At 64.4% G+C, this 25896-nt stretch carries 27 protein-coding genes, 2 tRNA genes and 1 riboswitch; of the genes, 3 read left to right on the forward strand and 26 right to left on the reverse strand.

Annotated features, from left to right (window positions below; genetic code table 11):
- Positions 1-143 precede the first annotated feature (143 nt).
- From J3456_RS09200 to J3456_RS09220, 5 genes are all read right to left on the reverse strand, one after another.
- Positions 144-944, reverse strand: a complete 801-nt coding sequence (locus J3456_RS09200) for a lytic murein transglycosylase (RefSeq protein WP_349579910.1) — start codon at positions 942-944, stop codon at positions 144-146.
- Positions 945-1040: 96 nt separating this feature from the next.
- Positions 1041-1271, reverse strand: a complete 231-nt coding sequence (locus J3456_RS09205) for a hypothetical protein (RefSeq protein WP_349579912.1) — start codon at positions 1269-1271, stop codon at positions 1041-1043.
- Positions 1272-1354: 83 nt separating this feature from the next.
- Positions 1355-1945 carry an exopolysaccharide biosynthesis protein gene (locus tag J3456_RS09210; protein WP_349579913.1) on the reverse strand — a complete coding sequence of 197 codons (591 nt, stop codon included), beginning with the start codon at positions 1943-1945 and terminating at the stop codon, positions 1355-1357.
- A gap of 138 nt (positions 1946-2083) precedes the next feature.
- Entirely contained in the window at positions 2084-3490 is a 1407-nt protein-coding gene (gene glnA / locus J3456_RS09215) for a type I glutamate--ammonia ligase (protein WP_349579914.1), read from the reverse strand.
- Between the two features lie 49 nt (positions 3491-3539).
- Complete coding sequence (locus tag J3456_RS09220; protein ID WP_067266338.1) at positions 3540-3878, reverse strand: P-II family nitrogen regulator; 339 nt, start codon at positions 3876-3878, stop codon at positions 3540-3542.
- A 211-nt stretch (positions 3879-4089) separates the two neighbouring features.
- On the opposite strand from J3456_RS09220, the gene J3456_RS09225 reads away from it, so the two are divergent.
- Positions 4090-4944: an NAD(P)H-hydrate dehydratase gene (locus tag J3456_RS09225; RefSeq protein ID WP_349579915.1), complete on the forward strand. Its 855-nt coding sequence runs from the start codon at positions 4090-4092 to the stop codon at positions 4942-4944.
- On the opposite strand, the gene J3456_RS09230 is transcribed toward J3456_RS09225, so the two are convergent.
- On the reverse strand, positions 4941-5462 hold the full coding sequence (locus J3456_RS09230) for a Hint domain-containing protein (protein WP_067939494.1): 522 nt from the start codon (positions 5460-5462) through the stop codon (positions 4941-4943). The genes J3456_RS09225 and J3456_RS09230 overlap by 4 nt on opposite strands.
- A 134-nt stretch (positions 5463-5596) precedes the next feature.
- On the opposite strand from J3456_RS09230, the gene J3456_RS09235 reads away from it, so the two are divergent.
- Positions 5597-5680, forward strand: a tRNA-Leu gene (locus J3456_RS09235).
- Positions 5681-5730: 50 nt separating this feature from the next.
- Here the strand turns inward: J3456_RS09235 and J3456_RS09240 are convergent.
- From J3456_RS09240 to J3456_RS09270, 7 genes are all read right to left on the reverse strand, one after another.
- Positions 5731-6660 carry an AEC family transporter gene (locus tag J3456_RS09240; protein ID WP_067939491.1) on the reverse strand — a complete coding sequence of 310 codons (930 nt, stop codon included), beginning with the start codon at positions 6658-6660 and terminating at the stop codon, positions 5731-5733.
- Positions 6661-6723: 63 nt separating this feature from the next.
- The gene (locus J3456_RS09245; RefSeq protein WP_349579917.1) at positions 6724-7533 is read right to left on the reverse strand and encodes an MBL fold metallo-hydrolase; all 810 of its coding nucleotides are present in this window, start codon (positions 7531-7533) and stop codon (positions 6724-6726) included.
- Entirely contained in the window at positions 7533-8339 is an 807-nt protein-coding gene (locus J3456_RS09250) for a TatD family hydrolase (protein ID WP_349579918.1), read from the reverse strand. The genes J3456_RS09245 and J3456_RS09250 overlap by 1 nt, the downstream gene beginning before the upstream one ends.
- A gap of 13 nt (positions 8340-8352) precedes the next feature.
- A complete protein-coding gene (locus tag J3456_RS09255) occupies positions 8353-9465 on the reverse strand; it encodes a DNA polymerase III subunit delta' (protein ID WP_349579919.1) in 1113 nt (370 codons plus the stop codon).
- 47 nt (positions 9466-9512) lie between these two features.
- Complete coding sequence (tmk, locus tag J3456_RS09260) at positions 9513-10157, reverse strand: dTMP kinase (protein WP_349579920.1); 645 nt, start codon at positions 10155-10157, stop codon at positions 9513-9515.
- Positions 10154-11344 carry a D-alanyl-D-alanine carboxypeptidase family protein gene (locus J3456_RS09265; protein WP_349579921.1) on the reverse strand — a complete coding sequence of 397 codons (1191 nt, stop codon included), beginning with the start codon at positions 11342-11344 and terminating at the stop codon, positions 10154-10156. The genes tmk and J3456_RS09265 overlap by 4 nt, the downstream gene beginning before the upstream one ends.
- A 22-nt stretch (positions 11345-11366) precedes the next feature.
- Positions 11367-12284 (reverse strand): SPOR domain-containing protein, encoded by a 918-nt coding sequence (locus J3456_RS09270; protein WP_349579922.1) that lies wholly within the window; start codon positions 12282-12284, stop codon positions 11367-11369.
- 247 nt (positions 12285-12531) lie between these two features.
- Here J3456_RS09270 and J3456_RS09275 point away from each other — a divergent pair.
- Positions 12532-12621, forward strand: a tRNA-Ser gene (locus tag J3456_RS09275).
- Positions 12622-12643: 22 nt separating this feature from the next.
- Here the strand turns inward: J3456_RS09275 and J3456_RS09280 are convergent.
- The 13 genes from J3456_RS09280 to J3456_RS09340 form a co-directional block, all read right to left on the reverse strand.
- Complete coding sequence (locus J3456_RS09280) at positions 12644-13396, reverse strand: ABC transporter permease (RefSeq protein ID WP_349579924.1); 753 nt, start codon at positions 13394-13396, stop codon at positions 12644-12646.
- The gene (locus J3456_RS09285) at positions 13396-14133 is read right to left on the reverse strand and encodes an ABC transporter ATP-binding protein (RefSeq protein WP_349579926.1); all 738 of its coding nucleotides are present in this window, start codon (positions 14131-14133) and stop codon (positions 13396-13398) included. Before J3456_RS09285 ends, J3456_RS09280 begins: the two co-directional genes overlap by 1 nt.
- Positions 14130-14813 carry a TenA family protein gene (locus tag J3456_RS09290; protein ID WP_259949337.1) on the reverse strand — a complete coding sequence of 228 codons (684 nt, stop codon included), beginning with the start codon at positions 14811-14813 and terminating at the stop codon, positions 14130-14132. The genes J3456_RS09285 and J3456_RS09290 overlap by 4 nt, the downstream gene beginning before the upstream one ends.
- Positions 14810-15757, reverse strand: a complete 948-nt coding sequence (locus J3456_RS09295; protein ID WP_349579928.1) for an ABC transporter substrate-binding protein — start codon at positions 15755-15757, stop codon at positions 14810-14812. Before J3456_RS09295 ends, J3456_RS09290 begins: the two co-directional genes overlap by 4 nt.
- 36 nt (positions 15758-15793) lie before the next feature.
- Complete coding sequence (locus tag J3456_RS09300) at positions 15794-16756, reverse strand: ThiF family adenylyltransferase (protein WP_349579930.1); 963 nt, start codon at positions 16754-16756, stop codon at positions 15794-15796.
- Positions 16753-17349: a thiamine phosphate synthase gene (locus tag J3456_RS09305; protein WP_349579931.1), complete on the reverse strand. Its 597-nt coding sequence runs from the start codon at positions 17347-17349 to the stop codon at positions 16753-16755. Before J3456_RS09305 ends, J3456_RS09300 begins: the two co-directional genes overlap by 4 nt.
- Positions 17346-18107 (reverse strand): thiazole synthase, encoded by a 762-nt coding sequence (locus tag J3456_RS09310; RefSeq protein ID WP_349579932.1) that lies wholly within the window; start codon positions 18105-18107, stop codon positions 17346-17348. Before J3456_RS09310 ends, J3456_RS09305 begins: the two co-directional genes overlap by 4 nt.
- A gap of 3 nt (positions 18108-18110) precedes the next feature.
- Positions 18111-18308, reverse strand: a complete 198-nt coding sequence (gene thiS, locus J3456_RS09315) for a sulfur carrier protein ThiS (RefSeq protein ID WP_349579933.1) — start codon at positions 18306-18308, stop codon at positions 18111-18113.
- Positions 18298-19278: an FAD-dependent oxidoreductase gene (locus J3456_RS09320; RefSeq protein WP_349579934.1), complete on the reverse strand. Its 981-nt coding sequence runs from the start codon at positions 19276-19278 to the stop codon at positions 18298-18300. Before J3456_RS09320 ends, thiS begins: the two co-directional genes overlap by 11 nt.
- A complete protein-coding gene (gene thiD / locus J3456_RS09325; RefSeq protein WP_349579935.1) occupies positions 19271-20074 on the reverse strand; it encodes a bifunctional hydroxymethylpyrimidine kinase/phosphomethylpyrimidine kinase in 804 nt (267 codons plus the stop codon). Before thiD ends, J3456_RS09320 begins: the two co-directional genes overlap by 8 nt.
- A gap of 66 nt (positions 20075-20140) precedes the next feature.
- Positions 20141-20237: riboswitch (TPP riboswitch) on the reverse strand.
- A gap of 111 nt (positions 20238-20348) precedes the next feature.
- Complete coding sequence (locus tag J3456_RS09330; protein ID WP_349579938.1) at positions 20349-23678, reverse strand: error-prone DNA polymerase; 3330 nt, start codon at positions 23676-23678, stop codon at positions 20349-20351.
- The gene (locus J3456_RS09335) at positions 23678-25165 is read right to left on the reverse strand and encodes a Y-family DNA polymerase (RefSeq protein ID WP_349580034.1); all 1488 of its coding nucleotides are present in this window, start codon (positions 25163-25165) and stop codon (positions 23678-23680) included. Before J3456_RS09335 ends, J3456_RS09330 begins: the two co-directional genes overlap by 1 nt.
- A complete protein-coding gene (locus J3456_RS09340; RefSeq protein WP_349579939.1) occupies positions 25113-25847 on the reverse strand; it encodes an ImuA family protein in 735 nt (244 codons plus the stop codon). The genes J3456_RS09335 and J3456_RS09340 overlap by 53 nt, the downstream gene beginning before the upstream one ends.
- Between the last annotated feature and the right edge of the window lie 49 nt (positions 25848-25896).

The following is a 25896-nucleotide window of genomic DNA, read 5'->3' on the forward strand; positions in this document are numbered from 1 at the left end:
GGCGGTTCCCCCGTCGGGCCAAAAGATTGTATGGAACCCGTTGGCCTGAGTGAATTAAACGGGCTCTGAGGTCCGCCGAGGTCACAAACGCAAGCGGCACGCCCCAAGGGGACGCGCCGCGGCTTAACAAAGGTTAAGTGGCCTTAGCCGTCGATGCGGCTGGCCATGATGGCGATGGCCTTTTGATAGACGCCCGCCGCGTTCCACGCCTGAATGACGCGGAAGTTCGGCTGCCCTTCCTGATAGCCAGCCCCCGGCTGCCAGCCTTTCTGGCGCAGGAAATTGGCGGTCGAAGCCAGCGCGTCGACTTCGTTATAGAAATCCACGCGGCCGTCACCGTTACCATCAACACCATAGGTCAGCGCGTTGCCGGGCAGGAATTGCGTGTGGCCAAGCTCACCGTGTTTCGCGCCTTGTGTGTTGGGCGTGATCGCGCCGCGGTCCACCAGCTTCAGGGCACCGATGGCATGGGGCACGAAAAAGTCGGAGCGGCGGCAATCATAGGCCAGCGTGGTGATCGCCGAGACGACCGCGCTATTGCCCATGAAACCGCCAAAGCCCGTTTCCATCCCGTGGATCGCCAGCAAAACCCCCGCAGGCACGCCATAGCGCTGCTCAAGCGCATTATAGAGCCCCGCGTTGCGGGCTTTGCGCTTGCGGCCTTGGGCTACGATCGTATCCGCGCCACGCACCTGCATGAACTTGGATAGGGAATATTTGAAGGATTTCTGGTTCCGGTCAGCGGCGATGGTCCCATTGGCGTAGCGGGCGCTGGCCAAGGCATCCAGTCCGCGCTGGCCTACTCCGGCGGCGCGGGCCTCTTGGGAGAAAGCGCCTTTCCAGGCCTCAAAGCCATTGCCCGTATTGCCGCATTGGGCTGCCAATGCGGGCGCGGCCACAAAGGTGCAGATGGCCGCGGTGGTGGTGAAAAGTGATTTGAACATGAGTTTGACCCTCTGCGTCTGTGTGCCGATCAGAGGTTAGCCCGTCTGGACAACGGTTCAACTCAGTTGGTGAAGGAAAGGTAAAATCTTTGACCCTCAGCGTGGCAGCAGGGCGCGGACATATTCGATCGCAGTGCTTGTCCAGGCATTGACCTGTGGGGCGCTATCTTGGGCAAAACTCGCCCCGCCCATAAGCAGACCGAGGGTTACCAGTAAAATCAGCCCCATTCGGCTGCGTTTGGCGCGACGGTGCTTGCCGTCTGCGCGTTTTGCGCGCTGTTCAATGCGGGTCAGCCGCTCGTTGAAGGTCGTGGTGGAAATCGCCATCTTATCTGCTTCCTTTGCAGGGTCTCGTTAAAGACTGCTTAGGTCCTGTGGCTCTTTTATGGCGATGGTGGGGCGGGCTGCGGTCAGGCGCCCAGAAAATAGGACGCGCCCGTAAATCCCGCAATGCCCGCCCCGATGAAGGCCAGCAACATCAGCAGGCCGTCACGATAGAGCAGCGCCAGCCCGAAGATCGAAATCACGATCATCGGTGCCGAAGTGGCAAAGGGCACCACCTCTAACGGCGGGACGGCGAAGCAGAGGCAAAGGATAACGATACAAGCGACCTTTTGACCGGTAGGGCCCGCAAAGCGGGACAGCCGGGCATGCAACTTGTCGTCGATCCATTCGGACACGGGCCGCAGCCACTCAACCGACTTTAACACCTTTTCGGATCTCAGAGATCGTTCGCGCAGCCAGTTCGGGGCCCAAAAATGCTCATAGCCGAGCAGCAGCCGCAACGCGAGGATGCCCACCAACAGCGCCAGAACGGTTGGGAAACCGGGAATGCCGCCCAAGGGGGTAAGCTCCATCAGCGGAATGACAGCAAGAGCAGGGCCGTAGCCCCGTTGGTCTAGCGCGTCGATCAACTGGCCGACTTCAACGGTGTCTTTCCCCTGGGAGGCGTCTTTCAGCTCGTCAACAACATCCGTCAGCGCCGTTGAATCCTCGGCCATGATGCGCACCCCTCTCTCGCTGCTCTGCCAAGCCAACGCGGCACGGCAGGCTCTGTTCCGGGGGGTGTCATGCAAAAGGGCGCGGAATGAACCGCGCCCTTTCTAATTTCTCCAATCGCCCGGCAGGGCGGGGATGGATCAGCAGCTGTAGTACATGCCGAATTCGACGGGGTGTGGGGTCTGTTCGAATTTCAGAACCTCTTCCATCTTCAGCCCGATATAGCCTTCGATCTGGTCGCGGGTGAACACGTCACCGGCCAGCAGGTAATCCATGTCCTTGGACAGTTCGTCCAGCGCTTCGCGCAGCGAACCGGCCACTGTCGGGATGTCCGCCAGCTCTTCTGCGGGCAGGTCATAGAGGTTCTTGTCCATCGCCTCGCCCGGGTCGATCTTGTTCTTGATGCCGTCAAGGCCAGCCATGAGCAGGGCCGCGAATGCCAGATAAGGGTTCGCCGCCGGATCGGGGAAACGGGCCTCAACGCGCTTGGCTTTGGGGCTTTCGGTCCATGGGATACGCACGCAGCCCGAACGGTTACGCGCGGAATAGGCGCGCAGAACGGGGGCTTCGAAACCGGGGATCAAACGCTTGTAGCTGTTGGTCGTCGGGTTGGTGAAGGCGTTCAGCGATTTGGCGTGGCTCAGGATGCCGCCGATGAACCACAGGGCTTCTTGGCTCAGGTCAGCATATTTGTCGCCCGCAAACAGCGGCTTGCCGTCTTTCCAAATCGACATGTTAACGTGCATGCCAGAGCCGTTGTCGCCAAAGATCGGCTTGGGCATGAAGGTCGCCGACTTGCCATAGGCATGGGCCACGTTGTGAACAACGTATTTGTACTTCTGGATCTCGTCCGCCTGTTTGGTCAGCTCACCAAAGATCAGACCAAGCTCGTGCTGGCAGGACGCAACCTCGTGGTGGTGCTTGTCGACCTTCATGCCAAGGCGCTTCATCGTCGACAGCATCTCGGCGCGCAGGTCTTGGGCTTCGTCCACCGGGTTCACCGGGAAGTAGCCGCCCTTGAGGCCCGGGCGGTGGCCCATGTTGCCCATCTCATAGTCGGTGTCGGAGTTCCACGAGCCGTCGGATGCGTCAACTTCGTAAGAGACCTTGTTGATCTGGTTCGAGAACTTGACGTTGTCGAAAAGGAAGAACTCGGCCTCGGGGCCAAAGTAGGCATTGTCGCCGATGCCGGAGGAGCGCAGATAGGCTTCGGCTTTTTCGGCGGTGCCGCGGGGGTCACGCTCATAGCTTTCGCCGGTGTCGGGCTCGGCGATGGAGCAATGCAGGCAAATCGTGGTTTCTGCATAGAAGGGGTCGACATAGGCGGTGCTGACGTCGGGCATCAGCTTCATGTCGGAAGCTTCGATGCTTTTCCAACCTGCGATGGAGGAGCCGTCGAACATGAAGCCTTCTTCGAGGAAATCTTCGTCGACCAGATCGCTCACGATGGTAACGTGCTGCAAGGCGCCGCGGGTGTCAGTGAAGCGGATGTCGACATATTCGATGCCTTCATCTTTGATTTTGCTCAGGAATTCCTGGGTATCCATCGTGTAGGTCCTTTATGGTCTATTCGTAGTCTGGGCCCGAAGGCCGATGTCAAAGAGCGTCTGAGCCGGATTCTCCGGTACGGATGCGAATTGTCTGTTCTACAGGGGAAACGAAGATTTTGCCGTCACCGATTTTCTCCGTTTTGGCGGCGTCGACGATGGCCTCAATAGCGGCATCGACCTGATCGTCATCCAATACCACTTCCACCTTCACTTTGGGAAGGAAATCTACAACATATTCCGCACCACGGTAGAGTTCGGTATGGCCTTTTTGACGGCCGAAGCCTTTGACTTCAATCACGCTGAGGCCTTGAACGCCCACATCTTGAAGGGCTTCTTTGACTTCGTCGAGTTTGAACGGCTTGATGATGGCTTCGATCTTTTTCATGGTATTCCCCTGACAATTCCCGCGCATTTATGCTCTGGTTTCGACAGAGCATCCCGCCCGCGTAACGTCCAGCGCCGGGCAGGGGGTAACATGGCGCGGCGGATGCATTTGCCCAGGGGCGCTGAGAATTTGCGCACCTCGCCTAAAAAATAAGCATTCGTGAATCGGTCTCAGGCTGTACCTTTGGGCGGCAGTTGCTAAATCCCTGTGCATGACCATTTCCGAGATCACCCGCGAGAGTCTTGATGTTGCACTGTTGCGCAAACAACCGGGGCATAAATACGACCACGGCCATGCGCTGATCCTGTCCGGCGGGCCGGGCCAGACGGGTGCCGCACGGATGGCGGCGCGCGCGGCACTGAGGATCGGCGCCGGGGCTGTGACATTGGGCGTGCCGCCAGCGGCGCAGCTTGAAACGGCGATGCAGGTCACGGCGATCATGCTGCAAAGGGTGCCGGATGGGGCGGCGTTGTCGGAGGCGTTGAAAGACAGCCGGATCAACGCGCTTTGTCTTGGTCCTGCCTTGGGATTGGGGGCGCGTGCGGCGGAAATGGTCAAGGCCGCCCTTGCCGCGCCCCAAGTTGTACTGGACGCCGATGCGATCACCCTGCTGTCGCAAGACGTTGATCTGCGCGCCGCCCTTCACCCCGGCTGTGTTTTAACCCCCCATATGGGAGAGTTCGCCCGGCTGGCCCCCGATTTGGCGGAGGCCGCCAAGGCTGCGGGGCAGGGCGCCAAAGCGCAGGCCGCCCGGGATGCAGCCGCGCGATTTGGGTGCGTGATCTTGCTGAAAGGGCCCGAGACGATCATCGCCACGCCAGAGGGGGATCTGCGGCGTCACCATGCGACCCAAGACCGCGCGACGCCGTGGTTGGCCACTGCGGGGGCGGGCGATGTGTTGGCGGGGCTTATTACCGGCCTGCTCGCGCGGGGGATCACACCGGTAGAGGCGGCCACCCTCGCCACATGGATGCATGCGCAGGCGGCGTTGCTGCACGGGCCGGGGCTGATCGCAGAGGATCTGCCGGACCTGATGCCACAGGTGTTGCGCGACTTGGGGGTCTAAGCGGCGTGCAGCACCGCGCCGCGGGCGCGGGCGGCATCGGCGGTGCCAAGCTCCAGCCCATCGGCATAGATGATATGCGGGCCGTTGCAGAAAATCTGGATCAACGTCGTCTCTTCCTCACCCAGATCGGTGATGAATTCCTCGTCGACCAATGCGCGCGCTGCGACCAATGCGCGTTCGGAGTTGAAAAGCGCCCGCGCGCGCCAATCACGCACCAGCAGCATCTGATCCCCGGCGAGTTGCACATCGCGTTCGGGCCGCGTGTGGCCCAGCGAACCTGCCGCCAGCGCGATGCGCCGCACCTTGCGGGTCGTGCGTTGAATATGAAGGATTTTGGCAAAGCCACTGTCGCGCGTGATGACCCGATCCCCGACCGAGAGGAACTCAACCGGGATTTCACCGTCCAGCGTCAGAATAAGGGCGCCCTGCACAAGACCGGTGTCCAGCGCAGCAAATGGGGAAAACTGCCCCCCATGGCGATCGTTGTCGCCTACGCACCCGACCGTATTCGGTTTCATGGGCGTCTCTTTCTATTGTACCTGCCTCAGGTATCCCCAACCATATGCAAACATCTGGTTAATGTCTTGTGCTTTTTTGCTCTCGCATCTGCCGCGCGGGTTTGCTAATCAGCGCGGGCACCGGTTGGTGCAGTGCGGGTGTGGCGGAATTGGTAGACGCACCAGATTTAGGTTCTGGCGCCTATGGCGTGGGGGTTCGAGTCCCTTCACCCGCACCACTTTCCCCCCTAAATGACGGATATTGCAGGCTTTTCGCGGACGCTTCCGTTCAACCCAGAACCGTCAACCAAAGCCATACCGTCAAGATCGAACTGCCCGTCGCGATCAGCACCGAGCTTGCGGCGACACGGCGCGCGCGGCCGTACATATTGGCGAAAATATAGGCGTTGAACCCCGGTGCCATGGCCGCCGTCAGCACGCCGGACCGAAATCCCGCCTGCGGCAGGTCAAACATGGTGCCAAAGCTCCAGACCAGCGCGGGATGTACCAAGAGGGCGATGGCGCAGACCATGAGGATCGCTTTCATGTCGCCTTCGGGCTTGTATTGCAGCAGCACCCCGCCAAGTGCAAAGAGGGCGGCAGGCAGGGCGGCGCGGACAATGAGCGACAGCGCGTCATCCACCACGCCGGGGATCGGCAAGCCGCTGAGGTTGACGGCAAATCCGCCAAGGATCGCGATCACCAGCGCGTTGCGGAACATCGCGCGGCTGACATTGCGCAACAGCGACAGGCCCGATTGCCCGCGGTTGCGCACGAATTCCATCACCGTGATGCCCAGGCCGTAGCAAAAGGGCGCGTGGAACGACAGGATCGCATAGTTCCCGGCCAGCGCCTCGGGCCCGTAGGCGCGCTCGGTGATCGGCAGGCCCAAGAGGATCGAGTTCGAAAACAGGCAACAAAACCCGATCGCCACACTGTCCTCCCAATCGCGGCGAAAGAGCACCCGCGCGCCGAGGATGCCAAGTGCAAAGCACAGCGCCGCCCCGCCGTAGAAACTGCTCAGAAGACGCGGGTCATAGCTGCTGGAAAGGTCTATGCGGGCAATGGCTTGGAACAACAGGCAGGGGATGGCGAAGTTCTGGGTGAATTTCATCACCCCGTCGATGCCAGAGACGGGGAACAGCCCGCGCCAGACGGCCACGTAACCAAAGCCGATGACCAGAAAGACCGGCAGAATAACGTCTAAAAGAGTTTGCACTTAAAAGGGGCCTTTTGGGGGCTCGCCGGGGGCGCCGACCCTCTGGCCCGCGCCCGGCGACGCCTAGTCTGAATGAGGAAGGGGGAAATGAAGGGTCAGCCCGTCATAGGCCGGTTGAATATGATCCGGCGTCTCTGCGGCGATGGTGTGGTAATCAAGATCGTTGTGCATATTGGTGAGCACGGCGGTTTGTGGCGCCACGCGGGCGATCCACTCCAGCGTCTGTGCCAAATGGCTATGGGTCGGATGCGGGTCACGGCGCAGCGCATCGACGATCCAGCAGCGCAGGTTGACCATCATCGGCCAGCAGGCCTCGGGAATGTCCGAGACATCGGGCAAATAGACGATATCGTCAAAGCGAAAGCCAAGCGCGTCGATATTGCCGTGGGTCACGGTGAAGGGTGTGAATTTCAGCGTGCCGCCCGGCCCGTCGATGCGGACCTCGCCGGTGATGTCATGCATGTCGAGGATGGGCGGATAACTCGACCATTCGGGCTGCACGAAGGCATAGCCAAAGCGCTCAATCAGCGCGTCCCGCGTGGGCGCATCGGCCCAGACCGGCAGCCGCGCGCGCATGTTCATCACCACCATGCGCAGGTCATCCAGCCCGTGCACGTGGTCCGCATGGGCGTGGGTGTAGATCACCGCATCAAGCCGTCCGACGCCCGCGTCGAGAAGTTGGCTGCGCATGTCGGGGGAGGTGTCGATCAGCACGGTGGTGGTGCCTGCATCCGTCACCCGCTCCACAAGGATCGAGCAGCGGCGGCGGGCGTTTTTGGGCTCATTCGGGTCGCAGTCCCCCCAGTGGCCGCCGATCCGCGGCACGCCCCCGGAAGAGCCGCTGCCCAATATGGTCACCCGCAGCTCAGCCATCAGCGCGCGGGCTCCCAAGCGGCGGCTTTCGCAAAGAGCCGCTCGAAATTCTCCTGCGTACGGGCCGCGAAGTCGGCGTAGTCGAGGCCGAATGTCTCTGCCGCCCGGCGGGCGGTATGGGCGGTGAAGGCCGGCTCATTCGGCTTGCCCCGATGCGGGGGCGGCGCGAGGTAGGGCGCGTCGGTTTCCACAAGGATACGGTCGAGCGGGGCTTGGCTGAAAATATCGCGCAGATCCTGCGATTTGGGAAAAGCGGTGATGCCGGACATCGATAGGTAAAATCCGAGGTCCAGCGCCGCGCGGGCCAGTTCAGCCGAGGAAGAGAAGCAATGCATGACGCAGCTATAGGCACCTTGCGCATGTTCCTCACGCAGGATGCGGGCCATGTCGTCATCCGCATCGCGGGCGTGGATGATCAACGGCAGGCCACTTTCCCGCGCCGCCGCGATATGGATGCGCAGAGAGGTCTTTTGCACCTCCGCACTCTCGGCGGTGTAGTGGTAATCAAGGCCGGTCTCACCGATGCCGATCATCTTGGGGTGGCGGGTGAGGGCGAGCAACTCATCGACCGAGGTGAGCGGCTCTTCGGCGGCGGACATCGGGTGGGTGCCCGCGGCGTAGAACACCGGATCATGCGCCTCGGCAATGGCGCGCACGGCGGGCTCATTCTTTAGCCGGGTGCAGATGGTGACCATGCGCGTGACGCCCGCCTCTGAGGCGCGGGCGATGACGGCGGGCAGGTCTTCTTGCAGGCTCTCGAAGTCGAGGTGGCAATGGCTGTCGGTGATGTGGGGCGTGTCGGTCATGCTGTCCTTTCGGCTATCGCGGCGCCGTCTGGCCTATCTGCCGCAGGGTATCTAGGACCAGCGCGGCAGGGTCAAGGTTCACCGCCAGCCCGTGGCGGGCGCGGTCGGATATCTGTTGCGCGGCATCGGCCCAAGCGCGGCCCTGTGCGGGGCTGGGCGAGAGGCGTTGCAGCACTTCGATCTCATCGGGGCAGGCGGCTCGCGCAGGCGGCGCACCGGTGGCCCCGGTGCGTGCCAGACGAACCAGAAGCAGGTCGAGCAGGGTGAAGAGCAGGTCGAGCTTGGCCTCGGCCCCGCGCTGAGCGGCGGCTTCGGCCAGTTTGATGGCGCGGCCCCGGTCGAGTTGCGGCAGCGACGAGATCAGCCCGACGAGATCGGCATAGGTCTTGACCCCGCCCATCAGCGACAGGCGCAGCGCGCCGCCGACCGACCCGCCGGAAAGCTCGGCCAGCGCTCCGGGGTCACCTTCGACCTCCACGCCCGAGCCGGCAAGCGCCTCGGCCATCTGGTCCGCGTCGAGCGTGCCAAGCCGAAGGGTACGGCAGCGCGAGCGAATGGTGGGCAGCAGGCTGGAGGGTTGATGGCTCAGCAGCAGCAGAATGGCCCGCTCTGGCGGTTCTTCCAGCATCTTGAGCAAGGCATTGGCGGCGTTGGGGTTCATCTCATCCGCGTCGTCAATGATGACGACGCGGCGGCCCCCGTCGGCGGCGGACATCTGGAAGAACCCGTTTAACGCGCGGATGTCATCGACGACGATCTGCTTGCGCATCTTCTTGGTGTCGGGGTTCAGCGTGCGGGTGACGGATTTCAGCCCCGCTTCGGCCCCGGCGGCCACGCGGCGGGCGACAGGATGCTCAGGGTCGATCTCAAGCGTGTCGGCCGGGGGCAGGTCGAACATGCCGCCATCCGGGTCGGGCGTGGCCAAAAGGAACCGCGCGATGCGCCATGCCAACGTCGCTTTGCCGACGCCGCGTGGGCCGGTCAGCATCCAAGCGTGGTGCAACTTGCCACTGTTAAAGGCGTCGAGAAAGGCGACCTCGGCCGCGCTTTGGCCGATCAGTTTCGGCGTGTCGCGCGGGTGGCGGGCACCTTCCACACGGTCTGGCTGGGGGGCGTCGTCTGTCATGGTCTCGGTCTAGCATGTTTCGCCGCAGAGGGAAGCGGGCAGGGCGATCAGCCCAAGTGGGCGGTCACGGTCGCGGTCACGTCACGGGCCACGCTGTCCATGTCGCGGCCCCCGTCGATCACTTGGAAACGGTCGCTGAATTCTTCGGCAAGGCTCAGAAAGCCCGCGCGCATCTTGGCCTGAAGCTCGACGCCGAAATCCTCGAACCGTTCTTCGGCTGTCTGGCGTGACAAGGCGCGTTGCAGACCATTGGCCGGGTCCATGTCGATCAGCAGGGTCAGGTCAGGCTCGACGCCGATCATCAGCGTATGCAGATCGTCCACCATCTGCCGCAGATCACCGCGCGACAGGCCCTGATACATCCGCGTGCTGTCAGCGAAACGGTCGCAGATCACCACTTTTCCGGCGTCCAGCGCCGGGCGAATGGTCCGCTCCAGATGGTCGCGGCGGGCGGCGGTAAAAAGCAGGATTTCGGTCTGCGCCGACCAGCGGTCGGGATCGCCTTGCAACACCAGCGCGCGGATTTCCTCGGCCCCCGGGCTGCCGCCCGGTTCGCGGGTCAGTACCACGTCGTGGCCCTGCGCTGTCAGATGGTCTGCCAAACGCCGCGCTTGGGTGGATTTGCCAGACCCGTCGATGCCTTCGAATGTTACGAAGAGGCCCGGCGCGCGGGCCTTCTCTGCGCTGGTCACGAAGCTTCCGCTTCCGCGTCAGGGGCCGCCTGCGGCCCCGCGTTAAGGCGGTTCATCAGATGCAGCGCGGCGGCGGTCATTTTAACCATGAACCCCCCCGGCGCGATGGAGGCGGAGGCCACCAGCGGGACGCGCATGGCGGGCAATTCGCCCCGGTCGACCACCAGTTCACCCAATTCGTCACCCTTGCTGATCGGCGCTTGGAACGGGCCGGTATAGATCACCTCGGCTTCAATCTCATCCCCGCCGGTGACGGGCACCAGCATCGACAGATCGTCCTTCAGCTCGAGCCCGACCGATTGGGTCGTGCCAAGGGCCACAGGCGCCTCGGCGATGCGGCTGCCCGCCGCGCCCAGATCGCGCTGTGTGAACTGACGGAAGGCCCAGTTGACCACCGATTCAGCCTCCTGCGCGCGGGCGGCGGCGCTGTCGAGACCCGACAGCACAAAGATCACCCGGCGGTCGCCCTGTTTGGCCGAACCGACGAGACCATAGCCCGCTTCGCTGGTGTGGCCCGTCTTCAGACCGTCCGCGCCGATGCCGAGACCCAAAAGCGGGTTGCGGTTGGTCTTGTTCTGCGGCGCACGGCCATCAAAGGCAAACTCACGTTCGGCAAAGAGCGGGTAGAACTGCGGGTAGTCCGAGATGATCCGGTTGGCCAGCAACCCAAGGTCACGCACCGACATCAGATGCCCCGCCTGCGGCCAGCCGTTGGAGTTGGCGAAGGTGGAATTGGTCATCCCCATCTGCTGCGCGCGCTGTGTCATCAGCCGGGCAAAGCCGTATTCCGTGCCATCGGGGCTCAGCGCTTCGGCGATCACGGCAGAGGCGTCGTTGCCCGAGAGCACGATGATGCCCCGGATCAGGTCTTCGACAGAGACGCGGTCGGTGGTGTCGAGAAACATGGTCGAGCCGCCATAGGACATGGCATGTTCCGACACGGGCAGTTTTTCGACAAGGTCGAGCCCGCCGTTCTGCTTGCCGCGTTCCACAGCCTCAAAGGCCATGTAGAGCGTCATCAGTTTGGACATCGACGCAGGCGGCAACGGCTCATCCGCGTTTTTGGCCAGCAGCACGGTGCCGGTGGTCTGGTCCAGCACATAGGCGGCAGTGGCGCGGGTGTCGAAGGCGGCGGCAGGCTGGAGTGTCAGCACCAGCGCCACGGCGGCAGCAAAAAGGCGGATCATAGGAAGCATTTCCTCCGGTTTGTCAGTTCGACACGGCATAGGCGTCGGTAAAGCCCTCAGCTTTGACCTTCTTAAGAAGGGCGTCGAGTTCGGATTGGCTTGTGGCGGGGCCGATCACCACGCGCCAGAAGGGTTTGTTGTTGATCGCGCTTTCCTTGACGGTGGGCACCATGCCAGCGCCGCGCATCTGCTTGGCGGTGCGGGTGGCATTGGCCTCAACGCTGAAGATGCCCAGTTGCACGAAGGGTTTGGACAGTTTGGCACCGCTCGCCGTTCGCGCCGGTTTCGGGGCCGCGGCGACTGGCGGTTTGGCCGCCGGGGTGGTGCTGGCTGTGGCGGTGGCCGCAGAATTGGCCGCTGTGCTGGCCGACGCGGTCGCGGCAGGCTCCAACGCCGTGGCCGTCACGGGGGCAGGGGCGGCAAGCGTGCCCGCAGCATCGCCGGTGTTTTCCGCCTCAAAGCTTTCCTCAGGGGCGGCGCTTTCTTCGCGGCGCAGGGCGGTCACGTTCAGCGGCGCCGGGGCGCCCGCCAGAATGCCAAGTGCGGCGGCAGCGTCCGAAGAGATCTGCAATTTCGGGCCGGGCAGTTCCCGCTCACGGCGAAACAGCGCGCCGATCACGAATTTGCCGTTCGCCTCATTGCGCACGATCACGCGCTCAGGCTCGGTCACGTCTGGATGCGCGACCCAGACCCCGCCGAGCGAAGGGCGCCCGTCCCACAGACCCTCATCCGTGGCCGAGAACACCTCAGGTGCTTCGACATCGCGCTCGACCAGTTTGGTCGAGGTGCTGCGCGGGGCGCTGGCGCCCTCATTCGCGCCGAAGGGAAGTTTGAAATCGCCGCCTTCACAGCCAGCCAGCAAACCAAGCGCCAGAATGCCCACGCCCAAGCCCGCTGCGCGGCTTTTCTTGATGCGCAACGGTTGATTGTCCCTGCTCATGCCTTTGATGTCCTTGCCTGCTGTCGTCGCGCGCCGCGACCCATGTCCCGCGAGAATGTCGCGCCGTTGGATCGGCACGCCCTTCGCCCCACTGAAAGGGGCTTTGGCGCAGAGTAACCCGACCGAGCGGCCCTTGAAAAGACCGCGCAGGGCAGATCGGCGAATTTCCCCAAGGGGCAGCAGGGGTCTGGGTGTGAAAATGTGCATTTGCCGAATCAATCTGGGCGCACTAGGAGGAGCGTGCTGCGGAGGAGTGGCAGAGTGGTCGAATGCACCGGTCTTGAAAACCGGCGTGCGTGAGAGCGTACCGTGGGTTCGAATCCCACCTCCTCCGCCACCATGCCCCAGATCGCAGCCTCTTACAGATAAAACCGCCGTGCTGCCCAGCGGGCCAGTGCTTCGACCGCGGTCCACAGCAGCAAAGACAGCGCCGCCAGAACGATCAACGCCGCGAACATCAGAGCGGTCTGGCCGCGGCCATTGGCCATCAGCATCAGATGCCCCAAGCCGCGGGAGGAACCGACCCATTCGCCGATCAGCACGGCAAGGGGGCCGTAAACCACCGCGAGGCGCAGGCCCGAGATCAGGCCGGGCACCGCATGGGGCAGGCGCAGCAGCAGCGTTTCGCGCCAACGGTTGGCGCCAGAGAGACGCGACAGATCGCTCAGGCCCGTCGGCAGCGCCATCAGCCGGTCAAAGAGAGCAGAGGCAATGGGGAAATAGGTGACAAGCGCGATGGTGACGATTTTGGACGGCATGCCGTAGCCAAGCCAGAGGGTGATCACCGGGGCGAGGGCGAAGACAGGCACGGCTTGGGCCACCACCAGCATCGGCCGCAGCAGCCAGCGCGCGCGGCGCGAAAGGGTCAGCAGCAGCGCTGTCTCAATGCCCAGAAAAATCCCCACGCTCAACCCAAGCGCTAGATTGCCCGCCGACCACAGCGCGTTCTGCCACAGCAGTGCGGCATTCGCGCCCAGCGCCTGCACGACAAGCCATGGCCCCGGCAGGATGAAACGCGGCACCCCGCTGAGGGTGACCACGAGCTGCCAAAACGCCAAAGCAAGCGCAAAGCATACCGCGCCGCGCCATAGTCTATGCCCCACATGCGCCATCAGGCGACCTGCGCGGGTGCGGCCAGCCCCATACGGCGGAGGAGATCGGCTTGGGCTGCGAGGGTTTCAGGGGCGTCGATCTCGCGCGGTGGATGCGCTTTGGGCAGGCTGCAGGGGGTGACCCCTTGGCGGCTCACGATCCACGCATGATCGGCCAGCCTAAGGGCCTCGGCAGGGTCATGGGTAATCAGCACGACAGTCCGCCCGCAAAGCAGCCGCGCCGCCAAATCTTGCATTTTAAGGCGGGTCACCACGTCGAGGGCAGAGAAGGGTTCATCCAGCAGGACAACGGGGCGATCTTCGTAGAGGGTGCGCGCAAGGGCGACGCGCTGGCGCTGACCGGCGGAAAGCTCGGCGGGTTTGCGGCCCCCTTCGGCGGCGAGGCCCACTTCGGCCAAAAGCGCAGTGGCGCGGTCAGGATCCGCGCGCTCTCCACGCAGGCGGGCGGGGATGGTGACATTTTCCATGGCGCTCGCCCATGGCAGCAACTGGTCATCCTGCGCCATCATCGCGACACGGGGCGCGAGGGGCCGATCGTCATCGGCTGCGATGCGCCCGTTTAGACGGGCGGCAGAGGGCAGGCCCGCCAGAAGGCGCAACAGCGATGTTTTTCCAACGCCGGACGGGCCGAGCAGCACGTTCCATTGCCCGGCCCTGAGGGTGACATCGAACCCGTCGATCAACGGGGCAGCGGCCCCCTGCAGCGCGCCTGATAAATGAATTTCAGGCGCTGTCATGGTGCGGCGGGCGCAAGCGCCATGCCCCAGAAACCGACTTCAAGCCGGGTCGCGGTATTGAAACGCTCTTTTAGGGTTTTGGCGCGTGGCAGTGTTTTCCAATCCGCGCCCAGACGCCGCCGCAATGCGCCGTCGATCAAAGCGCCAACATCCCGGCAAAGCGCTTGGTAATCTTCGCCGCCATAGACGGCGCACCAATCGGCATAGGGGCCATCATTGCCCCGAAGGCTCAGCCCAATCTCACCATAGCCCAATACACAGGGCGCAAGTGCGGCCATCAGATCAAGGAAATCACCGGAATAGCCTGCCTCTAGCACATAGCGTGTATAGGCGAGGTTCCCCGGTGCCTCTGCCGTGGCTTCAAGCGTGGCGCGGTCGATGCCTTGGCGCGCGCAGGTTTCCACATGCAGTGGCATCTCTACATGAACAAGCGCATGGACCGTGGCGCTGGCTGCGGCCATCTCATCCAGCGTTTCCGCCTTGGCCGCGGCCAGCGCCCATGCGCGGGCGAAATGGATCAGAAACACATAGTCCTGCCGTAGATAATGCAGATAGCTGGCCTGTGGCAGGGTCCCCGCGCGCAGCTCTTCGACAAAGGCATGGCGGGTGTAGTCCCGCCACGCCTCTCCGGCGCCGCTGCGCCATGCGGCAAAGGCATCGCCATAGTCGGGTGCCGTCATGGCTTGGCCTGCGCGGTGACATCGACCACCAGATCAGCGGCGGGGATCACGGTCTCGACCACACCGCTTTCCTGCATGAAAGCCTCGAACCGGTCGTAGCGCCCATGATCCACGGCGGCGGGGCGGGTGGCGAAACGCGGCCATGTGTCTTCCCAGGCGCGGGTGTTCAGCTCGTTGCGCAACTCGGCATCGGAGGCAAAAAAGGTCTCACCGCTGGCAGCCGGATCGTTGACGATATCGGCCGCGGCACGTTCGGTGGCACGCAGGAAGCGCGCGATCATCTCGCGGTCCATATCCTCGGCATGGGCGACATAGATCAGCTCGTCATAGGCGGGCACGCCTTCGGCTTCGGGGTAAAAGCAACGGCCCTCATGGCCTTCGATCTGCATCTGGTTCAGCTCGAAATTGCGGAACGCGCCGATCACGCCGTCGACCTGACCCGACATGAGCGCGGGCGAGATCGACCAGCCGATATTGATCTGCTCAACCTCAGAGGGGGCCACGCCATGGTGGCTCAGCATCGCGTCCAACAGCATCTCTTGCACGCCTGCCACGGCGAAACCCATTTTCCGGCCCTTGAGGTCGGCCATCTCTTTGACCGGCCCGTCGGCGCGCACCACGAGGCAGGTCAGCGGGGTCTCGACCAAGGTGCCCACGCGGCGCAGGTCCAACCCCTCGCGCTGGGCCAGATGCAGTTCCGGCTGGTAGGAGACCGCCAGATCGACCCGGCCCGCCGCCACCATGCGCGGCGGATCGTTCGGGTCGGCGGGAGAGATCAGTTCAACCTCCAGCCCCGCATCGGTGAAATAGCCCCTTTCCTCGGCCAGAATGATCGGCCCGTGGTCGGGGTTGATGAACCAATCCAGCATGACTGTCATCTTGTCTTGGGCCAAGGCCGGGGCGGCGATCAATGTCAGGGCGAGGGGAGTAAGGATGTGTTTCACGAAAGGCTCCATTTTGTGGTTTTGTTCAAGAAAGGGTCAGGCACCGGGCAGGGCCAGCAGGGCGATTTCTCCCGGCCAGCGGGCGCGGAGGGTGTTGGCCGCGTGATGCGCGCGCAGGCCGGTGCGGCAGGCGAGCACGATGCGCGGTGTGTGTGGGGGCAGCGGCAGGTCCGGCAGCGCCTCGGGGGGGACATGGCGCGCTTGGGCTGAGAAGGGCGCGGGCGCTTCGGCGCGCAGGTCGATAACCATATCGCGCGGGGCGATCTGGCTCTCGGCGATGAAATTTACGGGCGACGCAGGTTCGGGAGCGCTGTCAAAGCGAAAGCCCGACATCCGCCATTGCGCGGCGTCCCAGACCATCAACTGCCCGAGCGGAGAGGGTGACAGCCCCAGCAGCACCGACAGCGCCATCTGCGCCTGCGCCGCGCCGATTACTCCCACCACGGGGCCCAAAACGCCCGCCGTGGCACAGGTGGCCGCCGTCTGCGGCAAATCTGGGAAAACCGCGCGGAGAGAGGGGGCAGGCCCACAAAAGCCGCCAACATAGCCCGACATCCCAAGCGCCGAAGCCGAGATCAGCGGCTTGCCTTGCGCCAAAGACAGATCCGAAAGCGTCAGGCTGACGGCGAAAGTGTCCGCGCAGTCGAGGGCAATATCGCACTCCGCCAGCAATCCGGGGGCGTTGGCGGGGGTAAGCCATTCGGCACGCGGGGTGAGCGTCACCTCCGGGTTCAGCGCCGCCATCGCCTCTGCCGCGGCGGTGACCTTGGGCCTGCCGATATCGCCCATTTGGTAGAGCGGTTGGCGGTGCAGGTTACTCTCGGCCACCACATCGCCATCGACCAGCGTGATGCGCCCCACACCGGCCCCGACGAGGTATTGCAGCACCGGCACCGCCAGTGCCCCGGCACCGACGACGAGCACATGCGCGGCGGCAAGCCGTTCCTGCCCCTCGACACCGACCTGCGGCAGAATCGTCTGGCGGGCGTAGCGGCTCATGCCGTCACCTTGAGCCATTCGCGCATCCGCGCCTCGGGGTCGGCGTTCAGGGTGATATCCGTAACAGCCGCCACCGTATCGGCCCCAGCGGCAAAAGCCCCCGGCGCGCGGGCGACGTTCATCCCGCCGATGGCACACAGCGGGATATCCCCGATCCTTGCCTTCCATTCTGTCAGCCGGTCGAGACCCTGTTCGGTCCATTTCATCTTTTTAAGGATCGTTGGATAAACGGGGCCAAGCGCGATGTAATCGGGGGCGAGGGCAAGGGCGCGCTCAAGCTCGGCATGGTCATGGGTCGACAGGCCCAGCTGCAGCCCCGCCCGGCGGATCGCGGGGATGTCGGCTGTATCCAGGTCCTCTTGGCCCAGATGCAGCCAGTCGACCCCCAGCTCAATCGCGAGCTGCCAATGATCATTCACCACCAACAGCGCGCCGTGCTGGCGGCAGACGTCAAGGGCGGTGATGATCTCGTTCCGCAGCACGTCTTGTGGCGCGTCTTTAATGCGCAGCTGCACCAGTTTTACGCCCAAGGGCACCGCCCGCGCAACCCATGCAGCACTGTCGAAAACGGGATAAAAACGCGGCAGGGTCATAGCCAAGCCTTTCCGATTACGGGGGTGGAGGGCACCGCCATATCGCGCTGGCCCATTGGGCCGGAGGCGGCGGCAAGCGCGCCCGCGCGGCAGGCCAGCGCAAAGGCCTCGGCCATGGCGGCGGGGTCGCGGGCTTCGGCGACGGCGGTGTTGAGGAGCACCGCGTCGAAGCCCATCTCAAGCGCCTGTGAGGCATGGCTGGGCAGGCCAAGGCCCGCATCGATCACCATCGCCACCTCCGGAAATGCCGCCCGTAGACTGCGCAGCCCGTGCTGGTTGTTCAGCCCCAGCCCCGACCCAATCGGCGCGCCCCAAGGCATCAGCACCCGGCAGCCCGCATCGACCAGCCGCCCGGCCAGCACCTGATCTTCGGTGGTGTAGGGAAAAACCTCGAACCCATCGGCGCAAAGCGCCTCGGCGGCCTCAACCAAGCCGAAGGGGTCAGGCTGCAGGGTGTCGGCATGGCCGATAACCTCAAGCTTGATCCAATTGGTCCCGAAATACTCCCGCGCCATCTGCGCCGTGGTGATCGCCTCCCGCGCCGAATGGCAACCGGCGGTGTTGGGCAGCAGATGCACGCCAAGCCCGCGCACCATATCCCAAAACGCCTGACCCGCACCCTGTTCGCGGCGCAGGGAAACGGTTGCAACCGGGGCGGCACTTTGGCGAAAGGCGGCCTCCATCACCGAGGGCGAGGGGTAGCGCGCGGTGCCCAGCATCAGCGGCAGGGGCAGAGAAACGCCGTAAAAGTCGCGCATCGTTCAGCCCCCCTGCATGGCGCTGAGCACTTCAAGCCGGTCGCCGTCACTGAGCGTCGTCGCGCTCCGCGCGCCTGCGGGGACGAAATTGCCGTTGAGGGCGGTGGCGACTTTCGCTTCGCCCCAGCCAAGCTCCACCATGGCCGCGTCAAGCTGCGTGGCTGTGATTTGACGCGTTTCGCCGTTCACTTCAATTTTCACGGAATAAATCCCCTGTTGTCGCTGTTGCAAGAAAGGCTGCGGCCTGTTCTGCCAAGGCCGGTGCCATAAGAAATCCGTGCCGAAACAATCCGTTAAGGTGCAGCACCGCGCCGCGTTGCACGATGCCGGGAAGGTTGTTGGCAAAGGCGGGGCGCAGGTCGGCGCCCATTTCGATGATCTCGGCTTCGGCAAAGCGCGGGTCGAGCGCATAGGCCGCCGAGAGCAGTTCCAGCGCCGAGCGCGCGGTCATTTGGACGCGGCTGGCGCTTTCGATCTGGGTTGCGCCCAGCATGTAAATTCCGTTCCCGCGCGGCACCACATAAAGCGGGTGGCGCGGGTGCAGCAGGCGGATCGGGCGGGTGAGGGTGATCTCAGGCGCGCGCAGCAAGATCATCTCGCCGCGCACCGCCCGCAGGCCGGGCAGGTCGGCGCTGGCGGCCATGCCACGGCAGTCGATCACCGGGCCTGCGACCTTGGATGGGGTAAGGGGCGTGGGTTCGACCTTCACCCCATGGGCGGCGACCGTTTGGGTCAGATCATGCAGGGCTTGGCGCGGGTTCAGATGCGCTTCCTCGTCAAAGAACAGCCCGCGCCGATGACACCCGGAGAGCTCGGGCTCGAACGCCGCGATGGCCTCGGCGTCGCATGGGGTGTGGCCGTCGGTCCGGTCGGCGAACCGCTGGATTTCTGCGCGGTCACGTTCCGGGGCGAGGACCAGCGTGCCCCTGTGGGTGACCTCGGTAATCTCAGACCACTTCGCCGCGGCACGCCGCCCGTGGGTCACCACCGCAGGCTCGCTCAGCGCGCCTTCGCAGAAGGGGGCGAGCATACCGCCCGCCCACCATGAACAGCCATGCGGCCCGGGCGTGCCTTTGCGGTCGACCAACCGGGGCCGCAGCCCCTGCGCCAGACAGGCCCGCGCTGTCCAAAGCCCCGCAACGCCTGCGCCGATGATGGTGACGTCACTCATGGGGCCAAACCGCGTGGAAGTGATGTACCGGGCCATGGCCACTGCCGATGTTGAGGGTGTCGGCAGCTGCAATGGCGCGTTGCAGATAGGCATGCGCAGCCCGCACGGCCTGCGGCAACGTCTGCCCCCGCGCCAGCCCCGCTGCGATGGCGGCGGAAAGGGTGCAGCCGGTGCCGTGGGTGTTGGCGGTGTGCTGGCGGGGCGCGGAAAGGCGCAGGGGTTCATCCGCGGTGATCAGCAGATCGACGCAGGTCTCCCCCTTGCCATGCCCGCCCTTCATCAGCACCGCGCCGGGACCGGCCGAGAGCAGGGCGCGGCCCTGTTCCAGCATGGTGGCCTCATTGGTGGCTTCCGGCCTGTCCAGCAGCCGTGCGGCCTCGGGCAGGTTTGGGGTCAGCACATGGGCCAAGGGCAGCATCCGGTCACGCAGTGTCTCCACCGCCGCGGCAGAGAGCAGGGCATCGCCGGATTTCGCCACCATCACCGGGTCAAGCACCACAGGCGCGGCGCAGCCCGCCAGCCCCTCGGACACGGCGGTGATCGTCTCAGGATCGCCCAACATGCCGATTTTCACCGCACCGATCGCCAGATCGTCAAAGACTGCCGCCATCTGCGCCCGGATCATCGGGGGAGAGATCATCTCAACCCCGGTCACCGCGCGGGTGTTCTGCGCCGTCACGGCGGTGAGCACGCTGGCCCCGTAAACGCCAAGCGCGCTGAAGGTCTTGAGATCGGCCTGAATTCCCGCCCCGCCGCCGCTGTCGGACCCTGCAATCGTCAGTGCTTGAAACGCCATTTGGCCCCCATGTGTTAGATGGGCCAAGGGCGTGTGGATACGGGGTAAACGACGGGCCGCATGGGGCCGATGCGTGGTTCCGTTCCCTACGCCGGTACGACCCGGATCAGGTTCGATGGGTCGGTTTTCACCTCTCAGCCTTGCGGCACCCCAACGGATTGCGGGCAGGCTAGCGAGGCGGGCTGGCAGGGTCAACTGGTGATGATTAATTTATGTGTTATCTTTATGTTTCAATAATTTGCGGCTCACACTTCATCAAGAACATGAAGATTCGTTAATGAAAGTCCCGCGACTTCGGGATCACCCGCGCATCGCGCGGATGGCTATGCATCGCCACCTGACCGGGCAGCGGATGGGTCGGGTGATCTCCCCGCGTGGTGATGCCGGGCATCGGTGCGTCCGACAGCGAAGCAAGCCTGTCAGAGCGGTCTTCCAACCTATCGGCCACCACATGGATCACCCGCCCGTCGGTCTGCACGCGCCCTTCGACCACCAGCAGCCGCGCGGCCATGATCGTGGGGCGGTAAAGCTTGAACATATTCGGCCAGATCACGAGATTGGCGACCCCGCATTCATCCTCCAGCGTGATGAAACAGACCCCCTTGGCGCTGCCCGGCTTTTGCCGCACCAGCACCAGCCCCGCGAGCTTGACCCGCCGCCCATGCCCCATCCGCGCCAGATCGCGGGCCGAAGAAAACCCCTGCGCGGCGAGGCTGGAGCGGTAGAAGGACATCGGATGCGCCTTCAGCGACAGGCGCAGCGTCTGGTAGTCGGCCACGACCTGTTCGGCCTTCGGCATCACCGGCAAGGTGACTTCCCGCTCCGGCCCCTGAGCCGCCGCCTCGGCATGGTCAAAGATCGGCAAGGCGGGCGCGTCGCGCAGCCCTTGGGCCTGCCAAAGCGCTTGGCGCCGGTCGATCCCCATGCTGCGCATCGTGTCGGCGGCGGCAAGCTGGCGGATCGCCTTGGCGTCTAACCCCGCGCGGGACTTGAGGTCTTCGACATCGACAAAAGGCGCCTCCCGTCGGTCCATGATCCGCGCGGCGGCTTTTTCCTGCAACCCGTCCACCATGCGCAGCCCCAACCGCAGGGCAAAGCCCTCGCCGCAGGGCTCCAGCGTGCAGTTCCAATCGGAGAGGTTCACATCCACGCCGCGCACCTCGACCTGATGCTCCCGCGCATCGCGCACGATCTGCGCCGGCGCGTAAAACCCCATCGGCTGTGAGTTCAGCAGCGCGCAGGCAAAGGCCGCGGGGTAGTGGCACTTCATCCAAGACGAGACATAGACCAGCTTGGCAAAACTCGCCGCATGGCTTTCGGGAAAGCCGTATTCGCCGAAGCCCTTGATCTGGTCGAAACAACGTTGCGCAAAGACCGGGTCATAGCCGCGTTTGGTCATCCGGCCCACCATCTTGTCCTGCAGCTTTTCAATCGTCCCGCGCGAGCGGAAGGTGGCCATGGCCTTGCGCAGCTCATTGGCCTCGGTCGGTGAAAACTGTGCGGCGTCGATGGAGATCTTCATTGCCTGTTCTTGAAAGATCGGCACACCCAAGGTGCGGCTGAGGATGCTGAAGAGCTCGTCCTGCGGATAGGCCGGGCCGGGGGCGGGGTAGACGACGCTCTCCATCCCCTGACGGCGGCGCAGGTAGGGGTGCACCATGTCGCCTTGGATCGGGCCGGGGCGGACGATGGCGACTTCGATCACCAGATCATAGAACACGCGGGGCCGCAGCTTTGGCAGCATCGCCATTTGCGCACGGCTTTCGACCTGAAACACCCCGAGGCTGTCGCCGCGGCAAAGCATATCGTAGGTGGGCCGCCCTGTGGCGTCGTCCTCGTGATCCTCCACCGGGACGGTGGCCAGTTCCAGCGGGCGGTCGTAATGCGCCTCGATCAGGTCGAAACATTTGGCGATACAGGTGAGCATGCCAAGGGCCAGAATATCGACTTTGAAGATTTGCAGCGCATCAATGTCGTCCTTGTCCCATTCGATGAAACTGCGCTCGGGCATGGCGCCGTTGCCGATGGGCACGATCTCGGTCAGGGGGCGCTCGGTCAGGATGAAGCCGCCGACGTGCTGGGACAGGTGGCGCGGCATGCCGATCATCTGTTTGGCCAGCGTCAACACCATGCGCAGGTAGGGGTCCGAGAGGTCAAGCCCGGCCTCGCGGGTGCGCTCGTCGTCCATCTGGCCTTCGAAACTGCCCCAGATCGTGCCCGCGAGTTTCGAGGTGACGCCCTCCGACAGCCCCATCGCTTTGCCGACCTCGCGAATGGCCGAGCGCGGGCGGTAGTGGATCACGGTGGCGCAAAGCCCGGCGCGGTGGCGGCCGTATTTGCCGTACATGTATTGGATGACCTCTTCGCGCCGTTCATGCTCGAAATCCACGTCGATGTCGGGCGGCTCGTCGCGTTCTTCAGAGAGGAAACGCTCAAACAGCAGGTTGTGCACGGCTGGGTCGACCGAGGTGATGCCGAGGCAGAAACAGACCGCGGAATTGGCCGCCGAGCCGCGCCCTTGGCAGAGGATCGGCGGCTGCGCGTCCTGCCGGGCGAAGCGCACGATGTCATAGATGGTCAGGAAATAGCGGGCGATCTTTTTGCTCTCGATCAGGGCGAATTCCTTCTCGATGGTCTTTTTCACCGCCTCGGGCACGCCTTGCGGGTAGCGACCTTTTGCGCCTTCCCATGTCAGACGCGACAGTTCCTCCATCGGCGTGCGGCCCTCGGGGACGATTTCATGCGGGTATTCATAGGCCAGATCGGTGAGGCGAAAGGCGATGCGGTCCGCCAGACGGCGCGTCTCGGCGATGGCATGGGGCCAGTCGGCGAAGAGGCGGGCCATCGCCTCGGGCGATTTCAGGTGCCGTTCGGCATTGGCGGCCAAGAGATAGCCTGCCTTGGGCACGATCACACCCTCGCGGATCGCCACCATCACATCCTGCAAGGGCCGCCGGTGGCGCGCGTGGTAGAGCACATCGTTGGTGGCGAGGAGCCTGAGGCCATGTGTACGAGCCAGCGCATCGAGCTGGTTGATCCGCGCCCGGTCATCTCCGCGGTAGAGGAAACTGGCCCCGATATGCCGCATGTCCGGCAGTGCTTTCACCAGACGCGGCAGGCCAGCGGCAAAGACGTCAAGGTTCTCGGGCGGCATGACGATCAGATGCAGCCCTTCGGCGTGTTGGCTCAGCATCTCCAGCGTCAGATGGGTCTCACCCTTTTGCTGCCATTCGCCGTCTACAGATTGCATCTTGCCCGCCGACAGCAGCGTCGAGAGCCGCGCATAGGCGGCACGGTCCTGCGGATAGGCCAGCAGTTCGGTCCCACAAAGCAGCAACAACCGTGCCCCGATCAGCGGGCGGATATGGGCCTTTTCCGCCTCCACATGCAGCCGCACCACGCCTGCCAGCGTGTTGTGGTCGGCGATGCCGAGGCTGTCATAGCCGTGGTGATAGGCCATCTCGATCAGGTCCACGGCGTCCGAGGCGGCGCGCAGGAAGGAGAAACAACTGGCCAGCCCAAACTCCACGTAGTCCGCCCGCGGCGGGGCGGCAAAACCGTCTTCGCCCAAGGTGCGGCGCTTATGTCCTTCCTGCTCGGGCATCAGGCAAAGAGCCCATGCAGAAACCAGCGCGGCTCGGCCCCGCGACCGTCATAGATCACCCCCTCGCGGTAGAGCCAGAAACGCTGTCCGCCCTCGACCTCTACTTTGTAATAATCGCGCAGCCGGGTGCCGGGGCGGTCGCACCACCATTCCGGCGCGATGCGTTCGGGGCCAGTGTGGCGCGTGGTTTTATAGGTGACGCGGCGCCAGTTGAACTGCGAGGGCGGGCCTTCGGGCACGGCATAGATCACGCGCACCTCCTCGGCGGGGGTGAGCAGGCGCAGCGGACGGTCGCGCAGCAAGGCGGGTGCGGCTGTAGGCGTGCCGTGCAGGGCGTCGACCCGTTGCTCCACCCGTTCGGGCTTATGGGTCTCGCGCCACTGAGGCCAGCTGACCTTGTCTGCCCCCAGCTTGGCGGCGAGCCGGTCGAGCAGCCCGGCCACATCCGCCGAAGGGTCGCGTTTACCGTCGAGGTGGTCTTGCATCAGCGGCAGCGGTTCGCTGGTCAGCGCCTCCAACGTCAGCAGGTCAAAGCCGAAACCACTGTCGATGTTTTCCAGTTTGCCGTCGAAAAGCCTGCGCAGGTGCGCGGGGTCACGGCTGGCCCGCGCCGTGGCGACCCCAAGCGCGCGCCAATCGCCGTCGATGCGGTAGATGGTCAGGCGCAGCCGCCGCGCGCCAAGCTCGGCGCGGGCCAGAAGGGTGCAGAGGTCATCCACCAGCGCGGGCAGATGCGGGGCGGGGTCGATCACCGGCTCAGGCAAGCGGCTGCGGGTTATGAAATGGCGGTGGTCCGGCGGGGCGTTCAGCGGGTCGGGCGCCTTGCCGAGCGCTTTGTCGAGCAGGATCAGCGGGTTGCGGTCGGGCTTGAGGCTGGCGAAGCGGCGCATCAGCGCGGCGCGGGGCAGATCGCTGAGCGCGCCGATGGTCTTGAGGCCAAGACGGTCCAGCAGCCGCGTGGTCTGGGCATCCAGCCGCAGGGCGGCAACGGGCAGGGGGGCGAGGGCGGTGGCCACGTCCTCAGCCCCGCAGATCTGCGCGCCCGAGCCGAAGCGCGCCAGCGCCTGCGCGGCACCTGGGGTGGGGGCCATGGCGACCCGCGCCGTCAGCCCCTGCAACGCGAAACGCGCCCGGATGTCGCGCAGCATCGCCGCCTCGCCGCCAAACAGATGGGTGCAGCCGGTGACGTCCAGCAGCAACCCATGATCCACGTCGCGCGCCGTCCAAGGACACCAGCGCCGCGCCCAATGCACCAGCCGTTGGATCAGCGCCTCGTCGCCCTCCAGATCGGCGGGTTCAACATGCAGATCGGGGTGGATGGCCTGAACATCGACCACCCGTGCGCCTGCCTCGATCCCCCGCGCCTGTGCCGCAGCACTCAGCCCATGGACCACCGGACCATGCGTCCCGTCGCGTGACAAGACGACCGGCACCTCATTCCCCGGCACGCTGCGGTACTGGGCGATCACCCGGCGCCACCGCTCCATCGTCAGCATAGGGAACCAGACGGAGACGATCCGCGGCGCGGGGGCTTTGGCCTTTGTCGGGGTCATGGGCAGCCACCCATCGGCCCGGCGCATGGCCACGCGCGCGAAACAGTTCCAAATCCCAGCGGGCCGCGCCGGGGGCCTGCGCATCGTATGGATGGGCCTGTGAGGGCAGCGAGGAAATGCGCCAACGCATCCGCGCTGCACTCAGGCCGCCCGGATCGCCGCTGCGGATCAGATAAAGCGGCACGCCCGACGCTTCGGCCCTGAGCGAAAGCCGTTTGGTGGCGGTGAAATCCAGCACTTCCGGGCCGCCATGCACCTCGCCGATCACGGCCGAGAGACCCGCACAGGCCGCCCCTTCCTCCATCGTCCAGAGCACGTCGCGCGGATGGCTGGCCGTGACCAGCAGCACCGGTTGCTCCAGCCCGAAACCGCGCAGGCTGGGCGTATAGGGCGCCCCATTCTCGCGCCGCGACAGGAAGTCTTGCACCCAAAGCACCGGCCCCTTGCCGCGCGGCAAGAGCGACAGCACGAAGGCACTGGCCGGGGCCGTGGCGAAGGCCCCCGGAAAGACATCCGTCAGCGGCGCGTGTGCGGCCAGAACCCCCGGTTCGGGGGGTGTCGACGGCAGCCGCCGCGGCAGGGTGAGGACCTGCCCATATGTAGAATCGGTTGTCATGCACGACTCCATATGTTCACATTTTGTTCTGGTTATAAATCATCAATTG

This window comes from Sulfitobacter sp. NFXS29 (genome assembly GCF_040148765.1).
GTDB lineage: Bacteria > Pseudomonadota > Alphaproteobacteria > Rhodobacterales > Rhodobacteraceae > Sulfitobacter.